Here is an 18,389-nt window from a genome sequence, read left to right as displayed (position 1 = left end):
TGCCTCTTACCCTTTGTTGTTAAAACCGCTAACCGCTTAGCACGGCCGGTGCGATAATCTGCACGAAAAGCACCGCTAAATAGGTCAAGACCAGTGGTGCAACTGCCGCTTTAAACACTCCTAAAGCAATCATCAGTATCGCTATCGCGAAGATAACTTTAAACCCTTCCCCCACCACAAAAAACCATGCAATCCGGTACGACTGCGGTTCCTCATGCGCTTTCTGCCGGTTACTGATCAGCAAAAAAATCGCATTCGGTATCCATGCGGCAACTCCCCCGGCCAGCGCGGAAGCACCCCATTCGATACTTTTTATGCAAAAAAGCGCACTAAGAACAACAAACGTCATAAACTGCAAAAACAACAGTTTTTTGGTCAATTTTCCGTTGAAAAGGGAGACAGACATGACATTTAGTTTCTCCGTGTGCACCTTCCGGGGTCAGGCTTACTGAGTGATGTATAAAACTGCCTTTGAGCGAGAGTGTCAAGAGACAAAAACGAGCAAATTATACGGGCAGCCAGATTGTTTTCAATCAATAAGTAGCGAAAAAGTGAATAAAAATTTAATTTCTTTGTCGCCACCACAAATCGTACAAAAAATAGAGTTTACCCTACCTCAGAATACGACGTACAACTCATTTCTGAAACGTGACAAAAATCACATAACATAAAATACATTAGTTGAATTAACATTTTATAGCGATCAACCGCTGTAAAAATAGCAATATCAATCAACCAGTTAATTGAAAAAATAAATATTTAACTGATATTTACAGATTAATTTTAAATAAAATAAATATTTTTGAAATAATACGTTGTCAGTAAAAATGATCCGGCATGAAATTTTTCGCAGATAAACTTACCGGGAAGTAATCAATCCGCCGTTGTCATTTTGTAAAGGCCCCGTTACGCATTTTATTTTCATTCCCGGAAAAACAAAGGGACGGTGCAGAAAATGCGCTGACTCCGTCCCCTTAAAAATATTTCTGTTTTTTGACGTACCGCAAACTCAGTTTGCTTTAAGAATGACCAAGTGACGCTGTTCATCCAGTTTTGGCACAACCAGTTTTTCGACACTGACGAGAGAAATGCCTTCCGGTAACCGGGTCAGTTCCTCTTCCGGGACACTGCCTTTCAGTGCAAAAAAGCGCCCGGTTTCCGGTACCGGCAGTTGATGACACCAGCTGAGCATATCGTCGAGTGATGCAAATGCACGACTGATAACTCCGTCAAATGGTTCACCCTGATACTCTTCCACGCGGCTCTGAACCGGTTCGATGTTGGTCAGCCCCAGTTCATGCTGAACCTGTTTCAGGAAGCGCACACGCTTGCCCAGGCTGTCGAGCAGGACAAAATGAGACTCAGGACGGACAATCGCCAGCGGCACACCGGGAAGCCCGGGACCGGTGCCGACATCAATAAACCGGCTGCCGGTCAGATGTGGTTCCACCACGATACTGTCCATGATATGACGCACCAGCATCTGTTCCGGCTGGCGGACAGAGGTCAGGTTATAAGCTTTGTTCCACTTGTGGAGCATCTCCACATAACCGGTCAGCTGCTGTTTCTGCTGATCAGTCAGCCGGATATCCGCACTGCGCAGCAGTGCGGTAAGTTGTTGCTGTAAATCACGCATCCGTTACGCACTCCGCCGCAGAAGGCCCTGCTTTTTCAGCCAGACCAGCAGGATAGAGATAGCCGCCGGTGTAATACCGGAGATCCGCGATGCCTGGCCGATCGAGGTCGGTTTGTGGTCGTTGAGTTTTGCCACCACTTCGTTAGACAGCCCGCTCACCTGTTTGTAATCGAGATCAACAGGCAGTGTGGCGTTCTCATTACGCAGCTGACGCTGAATTTCATCCTGCTGACGGGAGATATACCCTTCGTATTTCACCTGGATTTCCACCTGCTGTGCTGCTGCCGGTGAATCAACCCCCGGTGCGAAATCACTCAGGGTCATCAGCCGGTTATAGTCCATCTCCGGACGGCGCAGAAGATCTTCCCCGGTCGCTTCTTTGGAGAGAGGCGTGTTCAGGATCGCGTTGATCTCTTTCACGCTTCCGGACTGCGGGTGAACGCGGATATCTCTCAGGCGCTGACGCTCTTTCTCGATCAGCTCCATTTTTTCACTGAAGTGTGCCCAGCGTGCGTCATCCACCAGACCCAGTTCACGACCGGTTTCGGTCAGACGGGCATCTGCGTTGTCTTCACGCAGCATCAGACGGTATTCCGCCCGTGAGGTAAACATCCGGTACGGCTCTTTGGTACCGAGTGTACAGAGGTCGTCCACCAGCACACCGATATACGCCTGATCACGGCGCGGGAACCAGCCTTCCTGATCGGCAGAATAGCGGGCGGCGTTCAGACCGGCCAGCAGCCCCTGGGCAGCCGCTTCTTCGTAACCGGTGGTGCCGTTGATTTGTCCGGCAAAGAACAGGCCGTGCAGGTATTTGCTTTCCAGCGTCTGTTTCAGGTCGCGGGGGTCAAAGAAATCATACTCGATGGCATAACCCGGACGCATAATCCGTGCGTTTTCCATACCTTTCATCGAGTGAACAATCTGCATCTGTACATCAAACGGTAAGCTGGTGGAGATACCGTTCGGGTAAATTTCATTGCTTGTCAGGCCTTCCGGCTCCAGGAAGATCTGATGCTGGTTACGATCCGCAAAGCGCATCACTTTGTCTTCGATGGACGGGCAGTAACGCGGGCCGATCCCTTCGATCACACCGGCGTACATCGGGCTGCGATCGAGGTTATTGCGGATCACTTCATGGGTTTTTTCATTGGTGTAGGTGATATGGCACGGCATCTGTTCAGGATGCTCATCCGCACTGCCCATGAAGGAGAATACCGGCATAGGGTTGTCACCAAATTGTGGCGTCAGCTGAGCAAAGTCGATGGTCCGGGCGTCAATACGCGGCGGTGTCCCTGTTTTCAGACGACCGACACGCGTCGGCAGTTCCCGCAGACGGTGTGACAGCGAGACGGACGGCGGATCACCGGCACGGCCGCCGCTGTAATTTTCCAGTCCGATGTGAATTTTGCCATCCAGGAATGTCCCGACAGTCAGTACCACCGATTTGGCTCTGAATTTCAGTCCCATGCGGGTTACTGCACCGGTAACGGTATCGTTTTCAACGATAAGATCTTCAACCGGCTGCTGGAAAATCATCAGGTTAGGCTGGTTTTCCAGTGCGGTGCGCACAGCCAGACGGTAAAGCACACGGTCAGCCTGAGCACGGGTGGCATGAACTGCCGGTCCTTTGCTGGCGTTCAGGGTTCTGAACTGAATACCGGCACGGTCAGTAGCATGTGCCATTAATCCGCCGAGTGCATCGATCTCTTTAACCAGATGCCCTTTACCGATCCCACCGATAGCAGGGTTGCAGGACATCTGACCCAGAGTGTCGATATTGTGAGTCAGTAAAAGTGTTTGACGGCCCATACGTGCCGCTGCCATTGCAGCTTCAGTACCGGCGTGGCCACCGCCGATAACAATGACGTCAAAATGATCCGGATAAAACATGTTAAACCTTCATTACAAAATGCAGTAGCGCATCGGGGGAGAGAATATAACTCAACTCTTGCCGTCTGACCATGAGCGGTAAAGACGCAGGTAATTATATAAAGATCTTTTTATTTAAAGATCTCTTTATTAGATCTTTTATTAGGATCGCGATCCTCTGTGGATAAGTGTTAAATCCCCATAAAGATCATAAAACTGTAAAGGATCATTTCCTGTGAAGTACCGTTGATCCTGTTCAGTATAAGCTGGGATCAAAACGGCTACTTATTCACAGGGCCTGACGGAGAGTGATCTTATACAGTGAATAACTACGGGTTGATCGCAAGTTGATCCCTGAGTTATCCACAGTTGATCGCTGTTTTTATCAGCAAATCAGAGTAAATTTTTCCATTCTTCGATCCAGATCTCAGCCGGATCTTCAGGAATGTCGTGTTTCTGAATATCAATTTCGAGTGACTGACCGATTTTTTTCGCACCCAGAGAGGTGAGCAGGGTATCCAGTGTACGGACTGCACCACAGAAGGTGTCATATTCACTGCTGCCGATCCCGATAGCCCCGTAACGGACGGAACTGAGATCCGGCTGCTGCTCACGCAGCGCATCGGCAAACGGCTGTATATTTTCAGGGAGATCACCGGCACCGTGTGTGGAGGTGACTATTAACCAGGTACTGTTCTGTTGCGGCACGTCATCCGCTTCAGGCCCGTGCTGCACATCGGTGGTAAAACCGGCGTTTTCCAGTATTTCAGCAACATGTTCAGCAACATATTCTGCGCTGCCCATGGTACTGCCTGTGATGAGAGTAACTGTGGTCATGGTGATCCCCTGCTGTAAAGAGCGGCTATTGTACGCTGTGAAACAGCTGGGATCTACCTGTGGATAATGTGGTTATAAGAATTTTTTCTTACGGGCGGATCGTTCGTATGATCGGGTTCTGTAAGGAGATCAGGGTTTCAGTGGACTGTATCTCATCAATACTCTGGATCTTGTTGATAAGTACGTCCTGTAAAGATTCTATTGTTTTGCACATCACCTTTATAAAGATGCTGTACTGCCCGGTGGTGTAATAGACTTCCACCACTTCATCCAGTTTATCGAGTTTCCTGAGGGCGGCCGGGTAATCTTTGGCGCTTTTCAGTATGATGCCGATAAAGCAGGTCACATCAAACCCCAGTTGTTTTTCACTGATATCCACCCGGGTGCCGGTGATGATACCCGCCTGCTTCATTTTCTCGACCCTGACATGGATCGTACCGGGACTGACGGCAAATTTTTTCGCTAATTCCGCGTAAGGTGTGCGGGCATTCGCCATTAAAGCGTGAAGTATGTCACGGTCCAGATTGTCGATCTGATAAATTTCGGCCATTTTACGCCCCTTAAATTAACGAAAATTCATTTTTAGCATCATAAAAATGAATTTTATAAATAGCAAAGGGTATTTTTGCTAAAGGATATTGAATTTATACCCCATTCTGTTGCTTAATCTATTTCACAGGCAATACATGTTCCGCATATCAAGGATTATTATCATGGAAAAATCATTCATCCGACAGCAGCAGCAAATCAGCTTCGTGAAGTCTTACTTCTCACGTCTGCTGGAAAAACAACTGGGCCTTATTGAAGTCCAGGGGCCAATCTTAAGCCGCGTGGGTGATGGTACTCAGGATAATTTATCCGGCAGCGAAAAAGCGGTTCAGGTGAAAGTTAAATCATTGCCGGGCTCAACCTTTGAAGTCGTTCATTCACTGGCTAAATGGAAACGCAAAACCTTAGGGCGTTTTGATTTTCAGCCGGGCCAGGGTCTGTACACCGACATGAAAGCGTTGCGTCCTGATGAGGATCGCTTAACCCCAATCCATTCTGTCTATGTTGATCAGTGGGACTGGGAAAAAGTGATGGCAGATGAGGAGCGTACGCTGCCTTATCTGAAGCAGACAGTGAGTAAAATATATCAGACAATAAAAGAAACAGAACTTGCAGTAAGTAAGGAATTTGGTCTGACACCGTTCCTGCCGGACCAAATTCATTTTATTCACTCTGAAGAACTGCTTGCACGCTACCCGGACCTGGATGCCAAAGGCCGTGAGCGCGCCATCGCGAAAGAACTGGGTGCCGTCTTCTTAATCGGCATCGGCGGTCAATTATCTCATGGTGAGTCTCATGATGTCCGTGCACCGGATTATGATGACTGGACCACTGAGAACAGTGACGGCTACAAAGGGCTGAACGGGGATATCATCGTGTGGAACCCGGTACTGCAGGATGCGTTCGAGATATCCTCAATGGGGATCCGTGTTGACCCGGTCACCCTGGCGCGTCAGCTGGATCTGACCGGTCAGCAGGTGCGGATGGAGCTGGACTGGCACAAATCGCTGGCAGCCGGTGAAATGCCGCAGACGATCGGCGGCGGGATTGGCCAGTCACGTCTGGTGATGTTACTGCTCCAGCGCAGCCATATCGGCCAGGTGCAGTGCAGTGTATGGGCACCGGAAGTGCGTGAAACCATCTCTGATATGCTGTAATACTTTTGCTGTACGGTGAGCCCGCGGTGGCTCACTGCCTGAAACGGCGCAGCAGACGATTTTTTAAGCCGGTATCAAAACGCCAGATGTGATCAAAAATCCGCATGATACCGGGCTTTCCGTAATGGGACAGGGCTACCGCATGGAAGCGGTGTTTTCCCTGCTGCTGTGAACGTTTTACCTGCTTCACCACCTCATCCGGCAGCCGCTGGGCAATAAAATCAGACATCACCACCACATCCGCATCACGCCACTGCGGCGTTTCCAGCCGTTTTGCCGCTTCTGTCAGACAGGATGCCAGGTCTGTTCCGCCTTTAAAACTCTGAAGCAGAAAGCGGGTCATCTGTTCTATACCGTCCGGGCCGAGAAAATCATAATGCACCTGTTCGGTGGAGAAGAGCATGACATGGCACTGCCGGTTATCGGCCATAGCGATTTTGACCAGCGCGAGACAAAACGCTTTGGCGCAGCGCTCATTAAAACCGCCCATCGAGCCGGAAGTATCGATACAGATAATGAAGGGTCCGCGCGGCTGTTTTTCATCTTTATGATGAACGATCGGCCGCATCACCTGCCGTTCCTGCCAGTGATCGCCCTGTAACCGGTAGGTGTATAACTGCTTCTCGGCCAGCTTCCGGTAAAACTCCAGCTCCAGGCCGCTGATACCGAGTAATGCCAGCTCGGCGGGCAGAAGACGCAGCACATCATCACTCAGCCCGACCCCGCTGACCTCTTCCGGGGTCTGATCCGGCACCAGCTCGGTAATGATGACCGGCTCTGTCACCGCACTGTCCTGAGGAACGGATTTTGCTGTCTGGCTTCGCCCCAGCAGTGAGGCCAGTTTTTCCAGTTCCGGCTGGGATTTTAAAAACTCGCTGTAACGCAGCAGGAGATCGTCCGCCGGGCCGGGGGATTTCAGTGATCCTTTCGCCAGATCCCATAACTTACCGGAAGCCTGCTCATTTTCACTGATCAGCGGATCAAGATTGCCGCTCAGTGCCAGATGCTGCTGAAGTTCGGCAAGAAGCTGTTCTTTTTCCTGCTCCAGGATCTCTTTGTGGTAGGTGGTGACCTGTAAAATCAGGCTGATACGCCAGCGCTGATTGAATAATATCTGATGGGAGGTGGTTTCCTGCTCATCTCTGTGCAGGCGGTGTGCTTCCGGCGAGAACGGCGAGTTTATGTCCTCCAGTACTTTGAGGATTTCCGGCAGCAGGCGGTAAAATTCTGTCCGGTCTGCAGCGGTGCTCTGCTGGTAAAGACGGAACTCATCTGCCAGTGCCGCCGGAACCAGCGCCTCTTTCACCCGTTCTTCCAGTGATTTCCGCCATGACGGCATATCGGTCAGCACCGCACGGCGTAACCGCGGGTGCTTTTCAAAAAACCAGGCCAGCTGCGGAGCCGCCAGCAGTGTCAGCAGGATCTCCTCAATGAGTTCCCCTTCATTAACTGCCAGCGCCAGATCCAGTGCCGAAAGACTTAACACGGGGTGCTGCTCATTTGCTGCACCAGTTTATCGAGGCGCTCTGTCACCGGCAGAAAGCTCTCCTCTATCTGCGCAATCCAGTCGTCACTGACAAACAGTGCCGGCTGATGCTGTGCAAACAGCTGACGCTGCTGCACCAGTGTCTGGCGTATCACCGAAAGCTTATCCAGCCAGATTTGCTTCTGTGCTTCTGTCATCCGGCTTTCGGTACCCGCCGGGAACAGGGTACTGCTGCGCAGACTGACATCACGCAGTTCCAGAAGGCCGTTATCATTCACGGCAGCGGATACCGACTGGGTAAAGCCGATGCCGTTGAGTTTTGCCGCAATGTTCCCTCCTTGATCAAAGACGCCTTTATCAAAGAAGGTATCAAAGGCGGAGCGCTCAATAGTCACATGAGTGACTGTCATATCATGTAATGTCAGCGGGTTATGTAAAAAGAGGGTGACCGGGCCGGGCGGCAGCGTATCCGGCAGAGCGTAACTGACTTTGCGCCCGAAACGGGCACTGCTGCGGATCACACTGAAGGCATCACGCTGTTGCTGAGTCTGCGTTTCCAGGAGCCATTCCTGATAGTATTTTTCCAGTTTCAGTAACAGGCTGCGCTGCTGATAGGCCTGCTCACACATCAGTTGTGTCAGCAGTTGCGGAACGGATTTCAGTGAGGCGGAATCATGCCACAGGCAATCTTTCAGCAAAATCAGATCAAGAGGCGTGATACTGCTGTGGTCGTTAAAAAACGCACTGGCCTGTAACAGCCGCAGTGCCTTTTTCCAGCGCCGGTCTGAGATATACGGCGCGTTATCCAGCCGCTCAATCTGCTGACGCAACTGATAAATCAGTTCAAATATCTGATCGGTCAGCACAACACGGTCAATCTCTTCCTGCCACTGATGATATTCCTCATCGGTTACCTGCAGATGCGCGGGGATCTGTTCATCCGATGCCCCCGGTGTGCTGATGAGCATGGCGCGGAAGCTCTGTTTTTCCTGTAATTTATCCAGCCATAAGCGGATCAGCATCCGGTCATAGAGGGCTTCCAGGCTGCTGTCGTTATCCGGCAGTTCGTTGGAGGCGGCCACCAGCAGTCGCATCGGAATAGGGCTTTCGCTGTCGCCGTTGCGGTATTTGCGTTCGTTAATCGCTGTCAGCAGGGTATTGAGGATAGCGGGACCCGCTTTCCAGATTTCGTCGAGAAACACGATTTCCGCATCCGGCAGGTATCCCTGCGTGATGCGCTGATACTTCCCTTCATCTTTCAGTGCCGCAATCGAGAGCGGGCCGAAGATCTCCTCCGGGGTGGAGAAGCGGGTCATCAGATACTCAAAGGCACGGGCGTCACTGAAAACCAGTTTCATCCGCCGTGCAATCATACTTTTGGCAATTCCCGGCGGGCCGAGCAGAAAAACACTTTCCCCGCTGAGGGTGGCCAGTAAGCAGAGCCGGATGGCGTGCTGTCGTTCATACAGCCCGGATTCCAGATGTCGGCTCAGCCGGGCGATACGTTCAGAACGTTGCATGGGACTCCCGTGAATTTACTGATGCAGTTTCTGCGTTTATAAACTAAAAAAGCTACCGCGTTTACTGCGTAAAATCACGTTTCTTCTGTTTTTCGATTTTTTTATGGTAAAAAGTTGCCGGTATATATCCCGGCAGCTGATGTGATTAGTTAAAATCGGCGTCAATAACCTGGTAAAAACTGTTAGGGGTATCGGCTATTTCCCATACGGTATAAATGATTTGATAGCCCTTTCGTTCCGGTACTTCACACTGATGAGTTACGGTATATGGCGGAACACTGCCATGGTCTTCAAAATAACAGAATGGTTCAGATTCAAACGCTTCTCTGTTTAGTGGTACCTCCTGGTTCCAGTCTGGTTTTGTTATATAGTATCGCCAGTTTCTGGTTGAGTGTGCTGCGGTAATTTTCCATTCAAAATCCATTTTCCCTGGTTTTACTTTTTCTTTAACCCAAATATCGCCGATCAAATCCAGCGGAATAAAGCGTTCAATATTTCCGCTGGCAAGATGACCATCAGGCGGGGATTCTCCGCCGGGAAACCCTGAAAGCGCTTCAATACTCTGAGGTTCCCATTGTGCAGATGCGCACAATTGAGGCAGATTTTTCTTTAACTGGCAATTTGCGGCCCGGCTGGCAGGTTTGGTGACAAATCCATGAGCAAGAACGGATGCTGAAAACAGGCTGGCCAATACTGCGGTAATAATGATGTGCTTTTTCATAAACAACTCCGGTTATATGTACCAGAGCAACATAACAATATATTGATATATCCCTGAATATCAAAAGTTATCCATTCTTATTTAAATAATATACATACATATCGTATTGTTACGGTGGTGTAATATATTTAGGGTGTTATTCAGGCTGCAGACTGACGGATGACGGCGTTAACGGTTTTTTTATTTTATTTATTGAATCCATTCAGCTGTAACTCATTCAATCAGTTAGCTTTTTTATTTAACACATTCTTAAGCGAAACGTTTCGATCACCATCACACTTTTTATGGATGAATATTGAGTTTTCCGGTATTTTTCCTACCATAGTTTAAAAGCGAAACGTTTCGCTCAGGAGGATTTTATGAAGAAAGGGGCTTTACTGAACGGTGATGTTTCCGCAGTTATCGCGCGTCTGGGTCATACCGACCATATTACTGTTGCTGATGCCGGGCTGCCGATCCCGCCCGCCACACCACGTATTGATCTGGCATTAACGCAGGGTGTGCCTGATTTTATGTCGGTGTTTAAGGTCATCACGCAGGAGACGCAGGTGGAAGCCGCGCTGATGGCGGAAGATATCCAGACACATAACAGTGAGCTGCACGATGCGATCGTGGCACATCTGAAAGCGCTGGAATTACAGCAGGGTAATGTGATTCAGATTCAGTATGTAACTCATGCCTCTTTCAAGTTACAGACACAAAACAGCCGTGCCGTGATCCGGACCGGTGAGTGCACACCGTTTGCCAATGTGATGCTGTTCTCCGGCGTGACATTCTGAGGTGTCTATGGAACCGTTACTTGAACTCAAAGGTATCGATAAAGCGTTCCCGGGTGTGAAAGCGTTATCCGGTGCCGCCCTGCGGGTCTACCCCGGCAGAGTGATGGCGCTGGTCGGAGAGAACGGCGCCGGTAAATCCACCATGATGAAAGTGCTGACCGGGATCTACAAAAAAGATGCCGGTCAGATTCTGTTTCTGGGGCAGGAGCGTCAGTTTACGGGGCCGAAGTCATCGCAGGAAGCCGGTATCGGGATTATCCATCAGGAGCTGAACCTGATCCCGGAACTGACGATTGCAGAAAACATTTTTCTCGGCCGAGAATTTACCGGCCGTTTCGGCAACATTGACTGGAAAAAGATGTACGCTGAAGCGGATAAGTTACTGGCCCGTCTGAATCTATCTTACAGCAGTCACCGGCTGGTAGCGGAACTGTCCATCGGCGATCAGCAGATGGTGGAAATCGCCAAGGTGCTCAGTTTTGAGTCGAAAGTCATCATTATGGATGAACCGACAGATGCCCTGACGGACACTGAAACCGAATCGCTCTTCAGTGTGATCCGCGAACTGCGTGAGCAGGGCTGCGGGATTGTCTATATTTCTCACCGTCTGAAAGAGATTTTTGAGATTTGTGATGACGTGACAGTGTTCCGCGACGGCCAGTTTATCGGTGAAAAACCGGTATCTGACCTGACTGAGGATACCCTGATTGAAATGATGGTCGGGCGCAAGCTGGAAGATCAGTATCCGCGTCTGACTCTGCCGCGCGGCAAAGAAAAGCTGGTGGTGAAAAACCTGTGCGGTCGTGATGTGCATGATGTCAGTTTCACGCTGCATGAGAATGAAATTCTCGGCGTTTCCGGGCTGATGGGGGCCGGGCGTACCGAACTGATGAAAATCATTTACGGCGCGATGGTAAAAACCGGCGGAACGGTAGAAATGGATGGCAACGTCTGTCAGATAAACTCGCCGAAAGCCGGGCTGAATAATGGCATCGTGTATATCTCCGAAGACCGCAAACGTGATGGTCTGGTGCTGGGGATGTCAGTAAAAGAAAACATGTCTCTGACGGCGCTGCCGTATTTCAGCAGCAAAACCGGACGCCTTAATCATAAAGAAGAACATCTGACCGTCAGCGATTTTATTCAGCTGTTCAATATCAAAACCCCGGGCATGGATCAGATCATCGGGTTCTTATCCGGCGGTAATCAGCAAAAAGTGGCGATCGCCCGCGGTCTGATGACCCGGCCGAAAGTCCTCATCCTCGACGAACCGACACGCGGTGTGGATGTCGGGGCGAAGAAAGAGATTTATCAGCTGATCAACAAATTTAAACAGGAAGGCCTGAGTATCATCCTTATTTCATCGGAAATGCCGGAAGTGATGGGGATGAGTGACCGGATTCTGGTCATGCACGAAGGACGGATAAGCGGGGAGTTTGCCGCGGAAAACGTCACTCAGGAAGCATTAATGGCCGCCGCAGTCGGCAAACAATATGGCGCAGGGCAGGAGTAAGATATGCGTACAGATTCAACCCCGGCGTCAAAACGCTGGTTTTCCAAAGAATGGCTGCTTGAGCAGAAATCACTGATAGCACTGCTGATCCTGATTGTGATTGTCTCCATGATCAGCCCGAACTTTTTTACCCTGAATAACCTGTTCAATATTCTCCAGCAGACCTCTGTGAACGCCATTATGGCGGTGGGGATGACGCTGGTGATCCTGACCTCCGGGATTGACCTGTCTGTCGGCTCACTGCTGGCTCTGACCGGTGCGGTGGCGGCCTCCATGGTGGGCGCGGATGTTAACGCCATTGTGGCTGTCGCCGGTGCGCTGGCATTGGGCGCGGCTATCGGCGGTGTGACCGGGGTGATTGTCGCGAAAGGGAAAGTGCAGGCTTTTATCACCACGCTGGTGATGATGCTGTTACTGCGTGGTGTGACCCGTGTGTATACCGACGGCAGCCCGATCAGTACCGGATTCAGTGATAACGCCGATGTGTTCAGCTGGTTTGGTATCGGTCGTCTGTTCGGCATCCCGGCACCGGTCTGGCTGATGATTGTTGTTTTCGCGGCGGCCTGGTATCTGCTGCATCACACTCGTCTGGGGCGTTATATCTATGCGCTGGGCGGTAATGAATCCGCCACCCGCCTGTCCGGTATTAATGTCGATAAAATCAAAATCATTGTTTATGCCCTCTGTGGTCTGCTGGCGGCATTAGCCAGTGTGATTGAAGTGGCGCGTTTATCGTCCGCACAGCCGATGGCCGGTAACGGTTATGAGCTGGATGCGATTGCGGCGGTGGTACTCGGCGGCACCAGTCTTGCCGGGGGTAAAGGCCGTATTATGGGCACCCTGATCGGGGCGCTGATTTTAGGTTTTCTGAACAACGCGCTGAATCTGCTGGGGATCTCCTCCAACTACCAGATGATTGTTAAAGCGGTTGTGATTTTGCTGGCTGTACTCGTTGATAACAAAAGCAGTAAATAATCCACTTACCCGAATCCTGCAAGGAACAGAAACATGAAACTGAAAAAGATTGCGACCCTTTTCTCCGTTGTTGCACTGAGCGCCACTATCAGCGCCAATGCACTGGCAAAAGAGTCCATTGCCCTGGTGATCTCCACACTGAATAACCCGTTCTTTGTCACCATGAAAGACAGTGCGCAGAAAGAAGCGGATAAACTCGGTTATGACCTGGTGGTTCTGGATTCTATGGATAACCCGGCAAAAGAACTGGCTAACGTGCAGGATCTGACCGTGAAAGGCACCAAACTGATGCTGATTAACCCGACAGACTCTGATGCGGTGGGTAACGCCGTGATCCTGGCCAACAAAGCCAATATTCCGGTTATCACTCTGGATCGCGTTGCTGCCAAAGGTGAAGTGGTCAGCCACGTTGCTTCTGATAACGTCCTCGGCGGTAAACTGGCCGGTGACTTTATCGCCCGAAAAACCGGCGCGGATGCCAAAGTTATCCAGCTGGAAGGTATCACCGGGACTTCAGCTTCCCGTGAGCGCGGTGAAGGTTTCAAACAGGCAGTTGCTGAGCATAAAATGAATGTGCTGGCCAGCCAGCCGGCAGATTTCGACCGTACCAAAGGTCTGAACGTTATGCAGAACCTGCTGACTGCACATCCGGCTGTTCAGGCGGTATTTGCCCAGAACGATGAAATGGCATTAGGTGCGCAGCGTGCATTGCAGACTGCAGGCCGTGATGATGTGCTGGTGGTCGGCTTCGACGGCACAGCGGACGGCATCAAAGCGGTGAAAGGCGGTAAACTGGGTGCAACCGTGGCACAGCGTCCTGACCAGATCGGCATTATCGGTATTCAGACCGCCGATAAAGTCCTGAAAGGCGAAAAAATCGACAAAACCATTCCGGTTGAGTTAGAACTGATTGTAAAAGACTAACGATATCAGCCTCCCCGGTACACCGTGCCGGGGAGTATTGTCAGTAATAAAGGAAATAAAGGTAATGACAACATCCCGTCTGACCGTTCTCGGCAGTATTAATGTCGATCATATTATGAATATTGCACAGTTCCCGGCACCCGGCGAAACGGTGATCGGTAAGCAATATCAGACAGCCTTCGGCGGCAAAGGCGCGAACCAGGCTGTGGCCTGCGGACGCAGCGGTGCTGATATTACCTTTATTGCCTGTGTGGGGGATGATGCTATCGGCGCGGAAATCCTGGCACAGTTGCAGCGCGATCGTATTCACACCGCCGCCGTCAGTGTGGTGCCGGAAGCGACCACCGGCGTGGCGATGATTTTTGTGAATGAAGACGGTGAAAACGTCATCGGCATCAGTGCCGGTGCCAATGCCGCGCTGACACCGGCACATTTTGCACCTTATAAAGGGCTTGTTGAACAATCCGATGCCCTGCTGATGCAGCTGGAATCCCCGCTGGAAACCGTGATCGCCGCCGCGCAGGCTGCAAAAAATCATCAGACCAGAGTGATCCTCAATCCGGCCCCGGCGCGGGAATTACCGGACAGCCTGCTGAAGCTGGTGGACGTTATCACCCCGAATGAAACCGAAGCGGAAAAGCTGACCGGTATTTCTGTCAGTGATGAAGCCGGCGCAGCCAACGCGGCGCAGGTACTGCACGATAAAGGCATTGAACAGGTTCTGATCACCCTGGGCAGCCGGGGTGTCTGGCTGAGTGTTAACGGTGAAGGCCGCCGGATCCCCGGCTTTAACGTTAATGCGGTGGATACCATTGCAGCCGGTGATACCTTTAACGGCGCCTATGTCACGGCGCTGCTGGAAGGAAAACCGGCAGATGACGCTGTGCGTTTTGCCCATGCCGCCGCCGCGATCGCCGTCACCCGCCGGGGGGCGCAGCCATCGGTGCCGTGGCGCCGTGAAATTGATGCTTTCCTTGCGGAGCGTGGTTAAGACTGTGGCGACGATGAAAGACGTGGCGCGGCTGGCGGGGGTATCCACCTCGACAGTTTCCCATGTCATCAACAATAACCGCTTTGTCAGTGACGGCGTACGCAAGAAGGTGAATGATGCCATTGCCGAACTGAATTACGCGCCGTCTGCACTTGCGCGCAGCCTGAAAATGAACCGCACCAATACCATCGGAATGCTGGTGACCACCAGTAATAACCCGTTTTATGCGGAAGTTGTCCGCGGCGTGGAGCGCAGTTGTTATGAACGCGGCTACAGCCTGATCCTCTGTAATACCGAAGGGGATTACAAACGGATGAACAGCAGCCTGGAAACGCTGCTGCAAAAACGGGTGGATGGCCTGCTGCTGATGTGTACTGAGATAAAAGGCCCGTCAGCGGAGGTGTTCAGCCGCTATCCCCGGTTGCCGATGGTGATGATGGACTGGTCGCCGTTTGCGTTCGGCGGAGATGTGATTCAGGACAACTCTTTCCTCGGCGGCGAAATTGCCACCCGTCATCTGATCGAAAATGGTTTTACCCGGATTGCCTGCATTGCCGGTCCGCTGGATAAATCACCGGCTAAATCCCGTCTGGACGGTTTTTACCGCACCATGGCGCAGGCCGGTCTGGATGTGCCGCCGGAGTACGTGCTGGAGAGTGATTTTGAATTCAGCGGCGGTTTCAGTGCCATGAATCAACTGCTTTCCCTGCCGGTGCCGCCGCAGGCGGTATTTGCCGGTAACGATGCGATGGCGGTCGGTGCGTATCAGGCTATCTGGCAGAAAGGGTTGCGTATCCCGCAGGATATTGCGGTTATCGGTTACGATGATATCGATCTGGCGGCATTCCTTACCCCGCCGCTGACCACCATTCACCAGCCGAAAGATGAGCTGGGCAAACTGGCAGTGGATAAACTTCTGAGCCGTATGGACGATGCAGACGCGCCTTCTGATTTGCTGGTGCTGACCCCGGCACTGATAAACCGGGGCTCTGTTATCTGCCGTTAAGGTGAGGCGGGACTGTCTGAGGGGCGGGTTTTCTTCTTAATCATATTCCGCCCGTCAGTCCGGCTCAGGAACAGGAACACAAACGCCGACAGAATCGTCATCACCCCGACCGTCACAAAAGTGGCATGGAAATTATCAACGATTGACCCCCAATCCTGAGACTCAAAATAGCGTAATACAGACGCACTCACCGCAATCCCGAAACTGATAGAAAGCTGCTGGGTCACGGCCAGTACACTGTTACCGGAACTGGCATTGTGCTCGGTCAGATCGGCGAGGGTAATGGTATTCATTGCCGTGAACTGAGTGGACATCGCCATCCCGAGAATAAACAGCGGCAGCACCAGCAGGTAAATAGACATTCCCGGTGACTGGAAATAGAAGGATGAAATGATTGCGCCGATCACCAGTGTGACCGCAAATAATGTCAGGCGATAACCGTAGCGGCGAAGAATCTGCGTGACCGCCGATTTTGCCAGAATAGAACCGATAGCCGTCGGTGCCATCATCATCCCTGCCACCACAGCCGGATAACCAAAACCAACCTGTAACATCAGCGGCATCAGAAACGGAATACAGCCGGTGCCCAGCCGTGTGGCAACGTTACCGGCGATCCCGACACTGAATGTCCGCGTGCGGAACAGACTCAGCGGAATAATCGGCGCAGAAATACGGCGGGCATGCAGGGCATAGAAGGTCAGCAGCGCAAAACCGCTGCCCATCACCAGGAACGGCGTTGCCGCTGCCAGGGCATTATCCCCGAACAGATCCAGACTGACAGAAACAGAGACCAGCCCGGCACCAAGCAGAGCAAAACCTAATGTATCAAACCGGCGTTTCGGCATGGTGAAATCGGGCATATGGCGGATGGCGTAAATAATCCCCAGAATCCCGATAGGTATATTAATGATAAAAATCCAGTGCCAGGTGGCGTAAGTCACCAGAATCCCGCCGAGCAGCGGCCCCAGCACCGGGCCGACTAACCCCGGAATGGTGACAAAGTTAAGAATAGGCAGCAGCTCGCTGCGCGGATAAGCCCGCAGCAATGCCAGACGGGCCACCGGCATCATCATTGCCCCGCCTATCCCCTGAATAATCCGTGACACCACCAGGAATGGCAGATTGGGTGAAAAGGCACATAATAAAGAACCGAGGGAAAACAGAATCACCGCGATAATAAATATCCGGCGGGTGCCGAAGCGGTCTGCCAGCCAGCCGCTGACCGGGATCAGCAGCGCCACTGTCAGGGTGTAACTGATCACAGCGGACTGCATCGCCAGCGGAGAGTGATTCAGGCTTTTGGCAATATCCGGCAGAGCGGTGTTCAGAATGGTGGCATCCAGCGCCTGCATAAAGAACGCCATTGCGGCAATCCACGGCAGGCCCGCCATATTCCGGGCTGTTTTAAACATGTTTTCCCTTAATGCATTATCTCAGAATGGTCAGTAGTGTAACTATTACATATTCACACTTTACTCAACAACACCTGACATGCCTGACGGGCGCGTTCTCCGTTGCCGTCGATAATGGCATCCACAATCTCTTTATGGAGATCAATCTCAATAACCTGATTGGTGGTGATGGATTCAAAAAAGTTGTGATACACAAAATCAAATAAATTGGCGAAAGAGGAAAAAAACGGATTTCCGCACGCCTGGTAAATAAGGTGGTGGAAACGGTGATCAACCGCTATCCATTTATCCCGCTCAAAATGGGCGGATAATAAGGTCATCTCTTTTAACAGAAACGAGAGTGACTGTTTCTGGTCTTTTCCGGCATTCATGGCAGCCAGTGCGCAGGCCTGAGGTTCAATCGCGGCGCGCAGTTCGCGGAAATATTTCAGTACCTGCCGGTGGTCACGGCTGCTCAGCCACCATTTTATAAAGTCATGATCGAGAAAATTCCAGCTTATCACCGGCATCACCCGGGTGCCGATGCGCGGGCGCGGTAAGACCATCCCTTTCGCCGCCAGCATTTTTACTGCCTCACGGACCGCTGTTCTGCTTACCCCGAACTGCTCCGCCAACTCAATCTCTCCCGGCAGAATAGATTCCGGCGGATATTGGCCGGACAAAATCTGCTGCCCCAGTTTTTCAGCCAGAAGATAAGACAGGTTCTTTTGTGACGCATTGAGTTGTTCTGAAAACTGCATTCTGATTCCTTGGCGTGATGCATTAACAAAGCGGGATAATGATATATAAGACGCATTATGGGCATATTAATGACAAAACCGGCGAATAAAAGCTCAAATATACATGTTTTGTTTAAAAAAAACGCGAATAAACATTTTTTTCAAATAAACACTTGCGTGATCTCAGCGAGTGTCTATAATGCGCCACCACTGACACGGAACAACGCGATAACACGCGGTTCCGGCAGAAAGAGAAAAAGCGAAAAGTTGAAAAACAACGCTTGACTCGAAA

17 protein-coding genes are annotated in these 18,389 nt (G+C 51.2%); 7 read left to right on the top strand and 10 right to left on the bottom strand.

Annotation, left to right across the window (positions count from 1 at the left end):
- Positions 1–28 precede the first annotated feature (28 nt).
- The 5 genes from atpI to asnC form a co-directional block, all read right to left on the bottom strand.
- On the bottom strand, positions 29–406 hold the full coding sequence (gene atpI, locus N7387_RS12110; RefSeq protein ID WP_004236739.1) for a F0F1 ATP synthase subunit I: 378 nt from the start codon (positions 404–406) through the stop codon (positions 29–31).
- Between the two features lie 603 nt (positions 407–1,009).
- Positions 1,010–1,636, bottom strand: coding sequence for a 16S rRNA (guanine(527)-N(7))-methyltransferase RsmG (gene rsmG, locus N7387_RS12105; protein WP_262861253.1), 627 nt, complete (start codon positions 1,634–1,636; stop codon positions 1,010–1,012).
- 3 nt (positions 1,637–1,639) lie between these two features.
- The gene (mnmG, locus tag N7387_RS12100) at positions 1,640–3,529 is read right to left on the bottom strand and encodes a tRNA uridine-5-carboxymethylaminomethyl(34) synthesis enzyme MnmG (protein WP_279799216.1); all 1,890 of its coding nucleotides are present in this window, start codon (positions 3,527–3,529) and stop codon (positions 1,640–1,642) included.
- Positions 3,530–3,901: 372 nt separating this feature from the next.
- Positions 3,902–4,345, bottom strand: coding sequence for an FMN-binding protein MioC (gene mioC, locus N7387_RS12095; protein WP_262882259.1), 444 nt, complete (start codon positions 4,343–4,345; stop codon positions 3,902–3,904).
- Positions 4,346–4,433: 88 nt separating this feature from the next.
- Positions 4,434–4,895 carry a transcriptional regulator AsnC gene (asnC, locus tag N7387_RS12090; protein WP_262861256.1) on the bottom strand — a complete coding sequence of 154 codons (462 nt, stop codon included), beginning with the start codon at positions 4,893–4,895 and terminating at the stop codon, positions 4,434–4,436.
- Positions 4,896–5,058: 163 nt separating this feature from the next.
- Here asnC and asnA point away from each other — a divergent pair, with 163 nt between their 5' ends.
- A complete protein-coding gene (asnA, locus tag N7387_RS12085) occupies positions 5,059–6,051 on the top strand; it encodes an aspartate--ammonia ligase (protein WP_279799212.1) in 993 nt (330 codons plus the stop codon).
- Between the two features lie 31 nt (positions 6,052–6,082).
- Here asnA and viaA read toward each other — a convergent pair whose 3' ends face one another.
- From viaA to N7387_RS12070, 3 genes are all read right to left on the bottom strand, one after another.
- A complete protein-coding gene (gene viaA / locus N7387_RS12080) occupies positions 6,083–7,537 on the bottom strand; it encodes an ATPase RavA stimulator ViaA (protein WP_279799210.1) in 1,455 nt (484 codons plus the stop codon).
- On the bottom strand, positions 7,531–9,057 hold the full coding sequence (ravA, locus tag N7387_RS12075; RefSeq protein WP_279799208.1) for an ATPase RavA: 1,527 nt from the start codon (positions 9,055–9,057) through the stop codon (positions 7,531–7,533). Before ravA ends, viaA begins: the two co-directional genes overlap by 7 nt.
- Before the next feature lie 145 nt (positions 9,058–9,202).
- A complete protein-coding gene (locus N7387_RS12070; protein WP_279799206.1) occupies positions 9,203–9,778 on the bottom strand; it encodes a lytic polysaccharide monooxygenase in 576 nt (191 codons plus the stop codon).
- Between the two features lie 359 nt (positions 9,779–10,137).
- Here N7387_RS12070 and rbsD point away from each other — a divergent pair, with 359 nt between their 5' ends.
- The 6 genes from rbsD (at position 10,138) to rbsR (ending at position 15,966) form a co-directional block, all read left to right on the top strand.
- On the top strand, positions 10,138–10,557 hold the full coding sequence (gene rbsD, locus N7387_RS12065; protein ID WP_279799204.1) for a D-ribose pyranase: 420 nt from the start codon (positions 10,138–10,140) through the stop codon (positions 10,555–10,557).
- A 7-nt stretch (positions 10,558–10,564) separates the two neighbouring features.
- Positions 10,565–12,070 carry a ribose ABC transporter ATP-binding protein RbsA gene (gene rbsA, locus N7387_RS12060; protein WP_279799202.1) on the top strand — a complete coding sequence of 502 codons (1,506 nt, stop codon included), beginning with the start codon at positions 10,565–10,567 and terminating at the stop codon, positions 12,068–12,070.
- Positions 12,071–12,073: 3 nt separating this feature from the next.
- Positions 12,074–13,045, top strand: coding sequence for a ribose ABC transporter permease (rbsC, locus tag N7387_RS12055; protein ID WP_279799200.1), 972 nt, complete (start codon positions 12,074–12,076; stop codon positions 13,043–13,045).
- A gap of 33 nt (positions 13,046–13,078) precedes the next feature.
- The gene (gene rbsB, locus N7387_RS12050) at positions 13,079–13,969 is read left to right on the top strand and encodes a ribose ABC transporter substrate-binding protein RbsB (protein ID WP_279799198.1); all 891 of its coding nucleotides are present in this window, start codon (positions 13,079–13,081) and stop codon (positions 13,967–13,969) included.
- A gap of 64 nt (positions 13,970–14,033) precedes the next feature.
- Entirely contained in the window at positions 14,034–14,960 is a 927-nt protein-coding gene (rbsK, locus tag N7387_RS12045) for a ribokinase (RefSeq protein ID WP_025153716.1), read from the top strand.
- Between the two features lie 13 nt (positions 14,961–14,973).
- Complete coding sequence (gene rbsR, locus N7387_RS12040) at positions 14,974–15,966, top strand: ribose operon transcriptional repressor RbsR (protein WP_279799290.1); 993 nt, start codon at positions 14,974–14,976, stop codon at positions 15,964–15,966.
- On the opposite strand, the gene mdtD is transcribed toward rbsR, so the two are convergent.
- Together mdtD and N7387_RS12030 are read right to left on the bottom strand one after the other, a co-directional pair.
- A complete protein-coding gene (gene mdtD / locus N7387_RS12035) occupies positions 15,963–17,378 on the bottom strand; it encodes a multidrug transporter subunit MdtD (protein WP_025153718.1) in 1,416 nt (471 codons plus the stop codon). The genes rbsR and mdtD overlap by 4 nt on opposite strands.
- A gap of 53 nt (positions 17,379–17,431) precedes the next feature.
- Positions 17,432–18,118 (bottom strand): FadR/GntR family transcriptional regulator, encoded by a 687-nt coding sequence (locus N7387_RS12030; RefSeq protein ID WP_279799195.1) that lies wholly within the window; start codon positions 18,116–18,118, stop codon positions 17,432–17,434.
- Positions 18,119–18,389 lie beyond the last annotated feature (271 nt).

This window comes from Morganella sp. GD04133, from assembly GCF_029835375.1.
Classification (GTDB): Bacteria; Pseudomonadota; Gammaproteobacteria; order Enterobacterales; family Enterobacteriaceae; genus Morganella; species Morganella morganii_B.
Note: the sequence above shows the minus strand (reverse complement) of the source record. Positions and strands in the feature narration are given on the sequence as shown.

What these genes read in the sequence shown, in the direction of transcription:
- rbsD (WP_279799204.1), top strand. Translation starts at nt 10,138, where the DNA reads ATGAAGAAAGGGGCTTTACTGAACGGTGATGTTTCCGCAGTTATCGCG.
- mdtD (WP_025153718.1), bottom strand. Translation starts at nt 17,378, where the DNA reads ATGTTTAAAACAGCCCGGAATATGGCGGGCCTGCCGTGGATTGCCGCA.
- mnmG (WP_279799216.1), bottom strand. Translation starts at nt 3,529, where the DNA reads ATGTTTTATCCGGATCATTTTGACGTCATTGTTATCGGCGGTGGCCAC.
- rbsC (WP_279799200.1), top strand. Translation starts at nt 12,074, where the DNA reads ATGCGTACAGATTCAACCCCGGCGTCAAAACGCTGGTTTTCCAAAGAA.
- N7387_RS12070 (WP_279799206.1), bottom strand. Translation starts at nt 9,778, where the DNA reads ATGAAAAAGCACATCATTATTACCGCAGTATTGGCCAGCCTGTTTTCA.
- N7387_RS12030 (WP_279799195.1), bottom strand. Translation starts at nt 18,118, where the DNA reads ATGCAGTTTTCAGAACAACTCAATGCGTCACAAAAGAACCTGTCTTAT.
- rbsA (WP_279799202.1), top strand. Translation starts at nt 10,565, where the DNA reads ATGGAACCGTTACTTGAACTCAAAGGTATCGATAAAGCGTTCCCGGGT.
- asnA (WP_279799212.1), top strand. Translation starts at nt 5,059, where the DNA reads ATGGAAAAATCATTCATCCGACAGCAGCAGCAAATCAGCTTCGTGAAG.
- rbsK (WP_025153716.1), top strand. Translation starts at nt 14,034, where the DNA reads ATGACAACATCCCGTCTGACCGTTCTCGGCAGTATTAATGTCGATCAT.
- rbsB (WP_279799198.1), top strand. Translation starts at nt 13,079, where the DNA reads ATGAAACTGAAAAAGATTGCGACCCTTTTCTCCGTTGTTGCACTGAGC.
- atpI (WP_004236739.1), bottom strand. Translation starts at nt 406, where the DNA reads ATGTCTGTCTCCCTTTTCAACGGAAAATTGACCAAAAAACTGTTGTTT.
- asnC (WP_262861256.1), bottom strand. Translation starts at nt 4,895, where the DNA reads ATGGCCGAAATTTATCAGATCGACAATCTGGACCGTGACATACTTCAC.
- rbsR (WP_279799290.1), top strand. Translation starts at nt 14,974, where the DNA reads ATGAAAGACGTGGCGCGGCTGGCGGGGGTATCCACCTCGACAGTTTCC.
- rsmG (WP_262861253.1), bottom strand. Translation starts at nt 1,636, where the DNA reads ATGCGTGATTTACAGCAACAACTTACCGCACTGCTGCGCAGTGCGGAT.
- ravA (WP_279799208.1), bottom strand. Translation starts at nt 9,057, where the DNA reads ATGCAACGTTCTGAACGTATCGCCCGGCTGAGCCGACATCTGGAATCC.
- mioC (WP_262882259.1), bottom strand. Translation starts at nt 4,345, where the DNA reads ATGACCACAGTTACTCTCATCACAGGCAGTACCATGGGCAGCGCAGAA.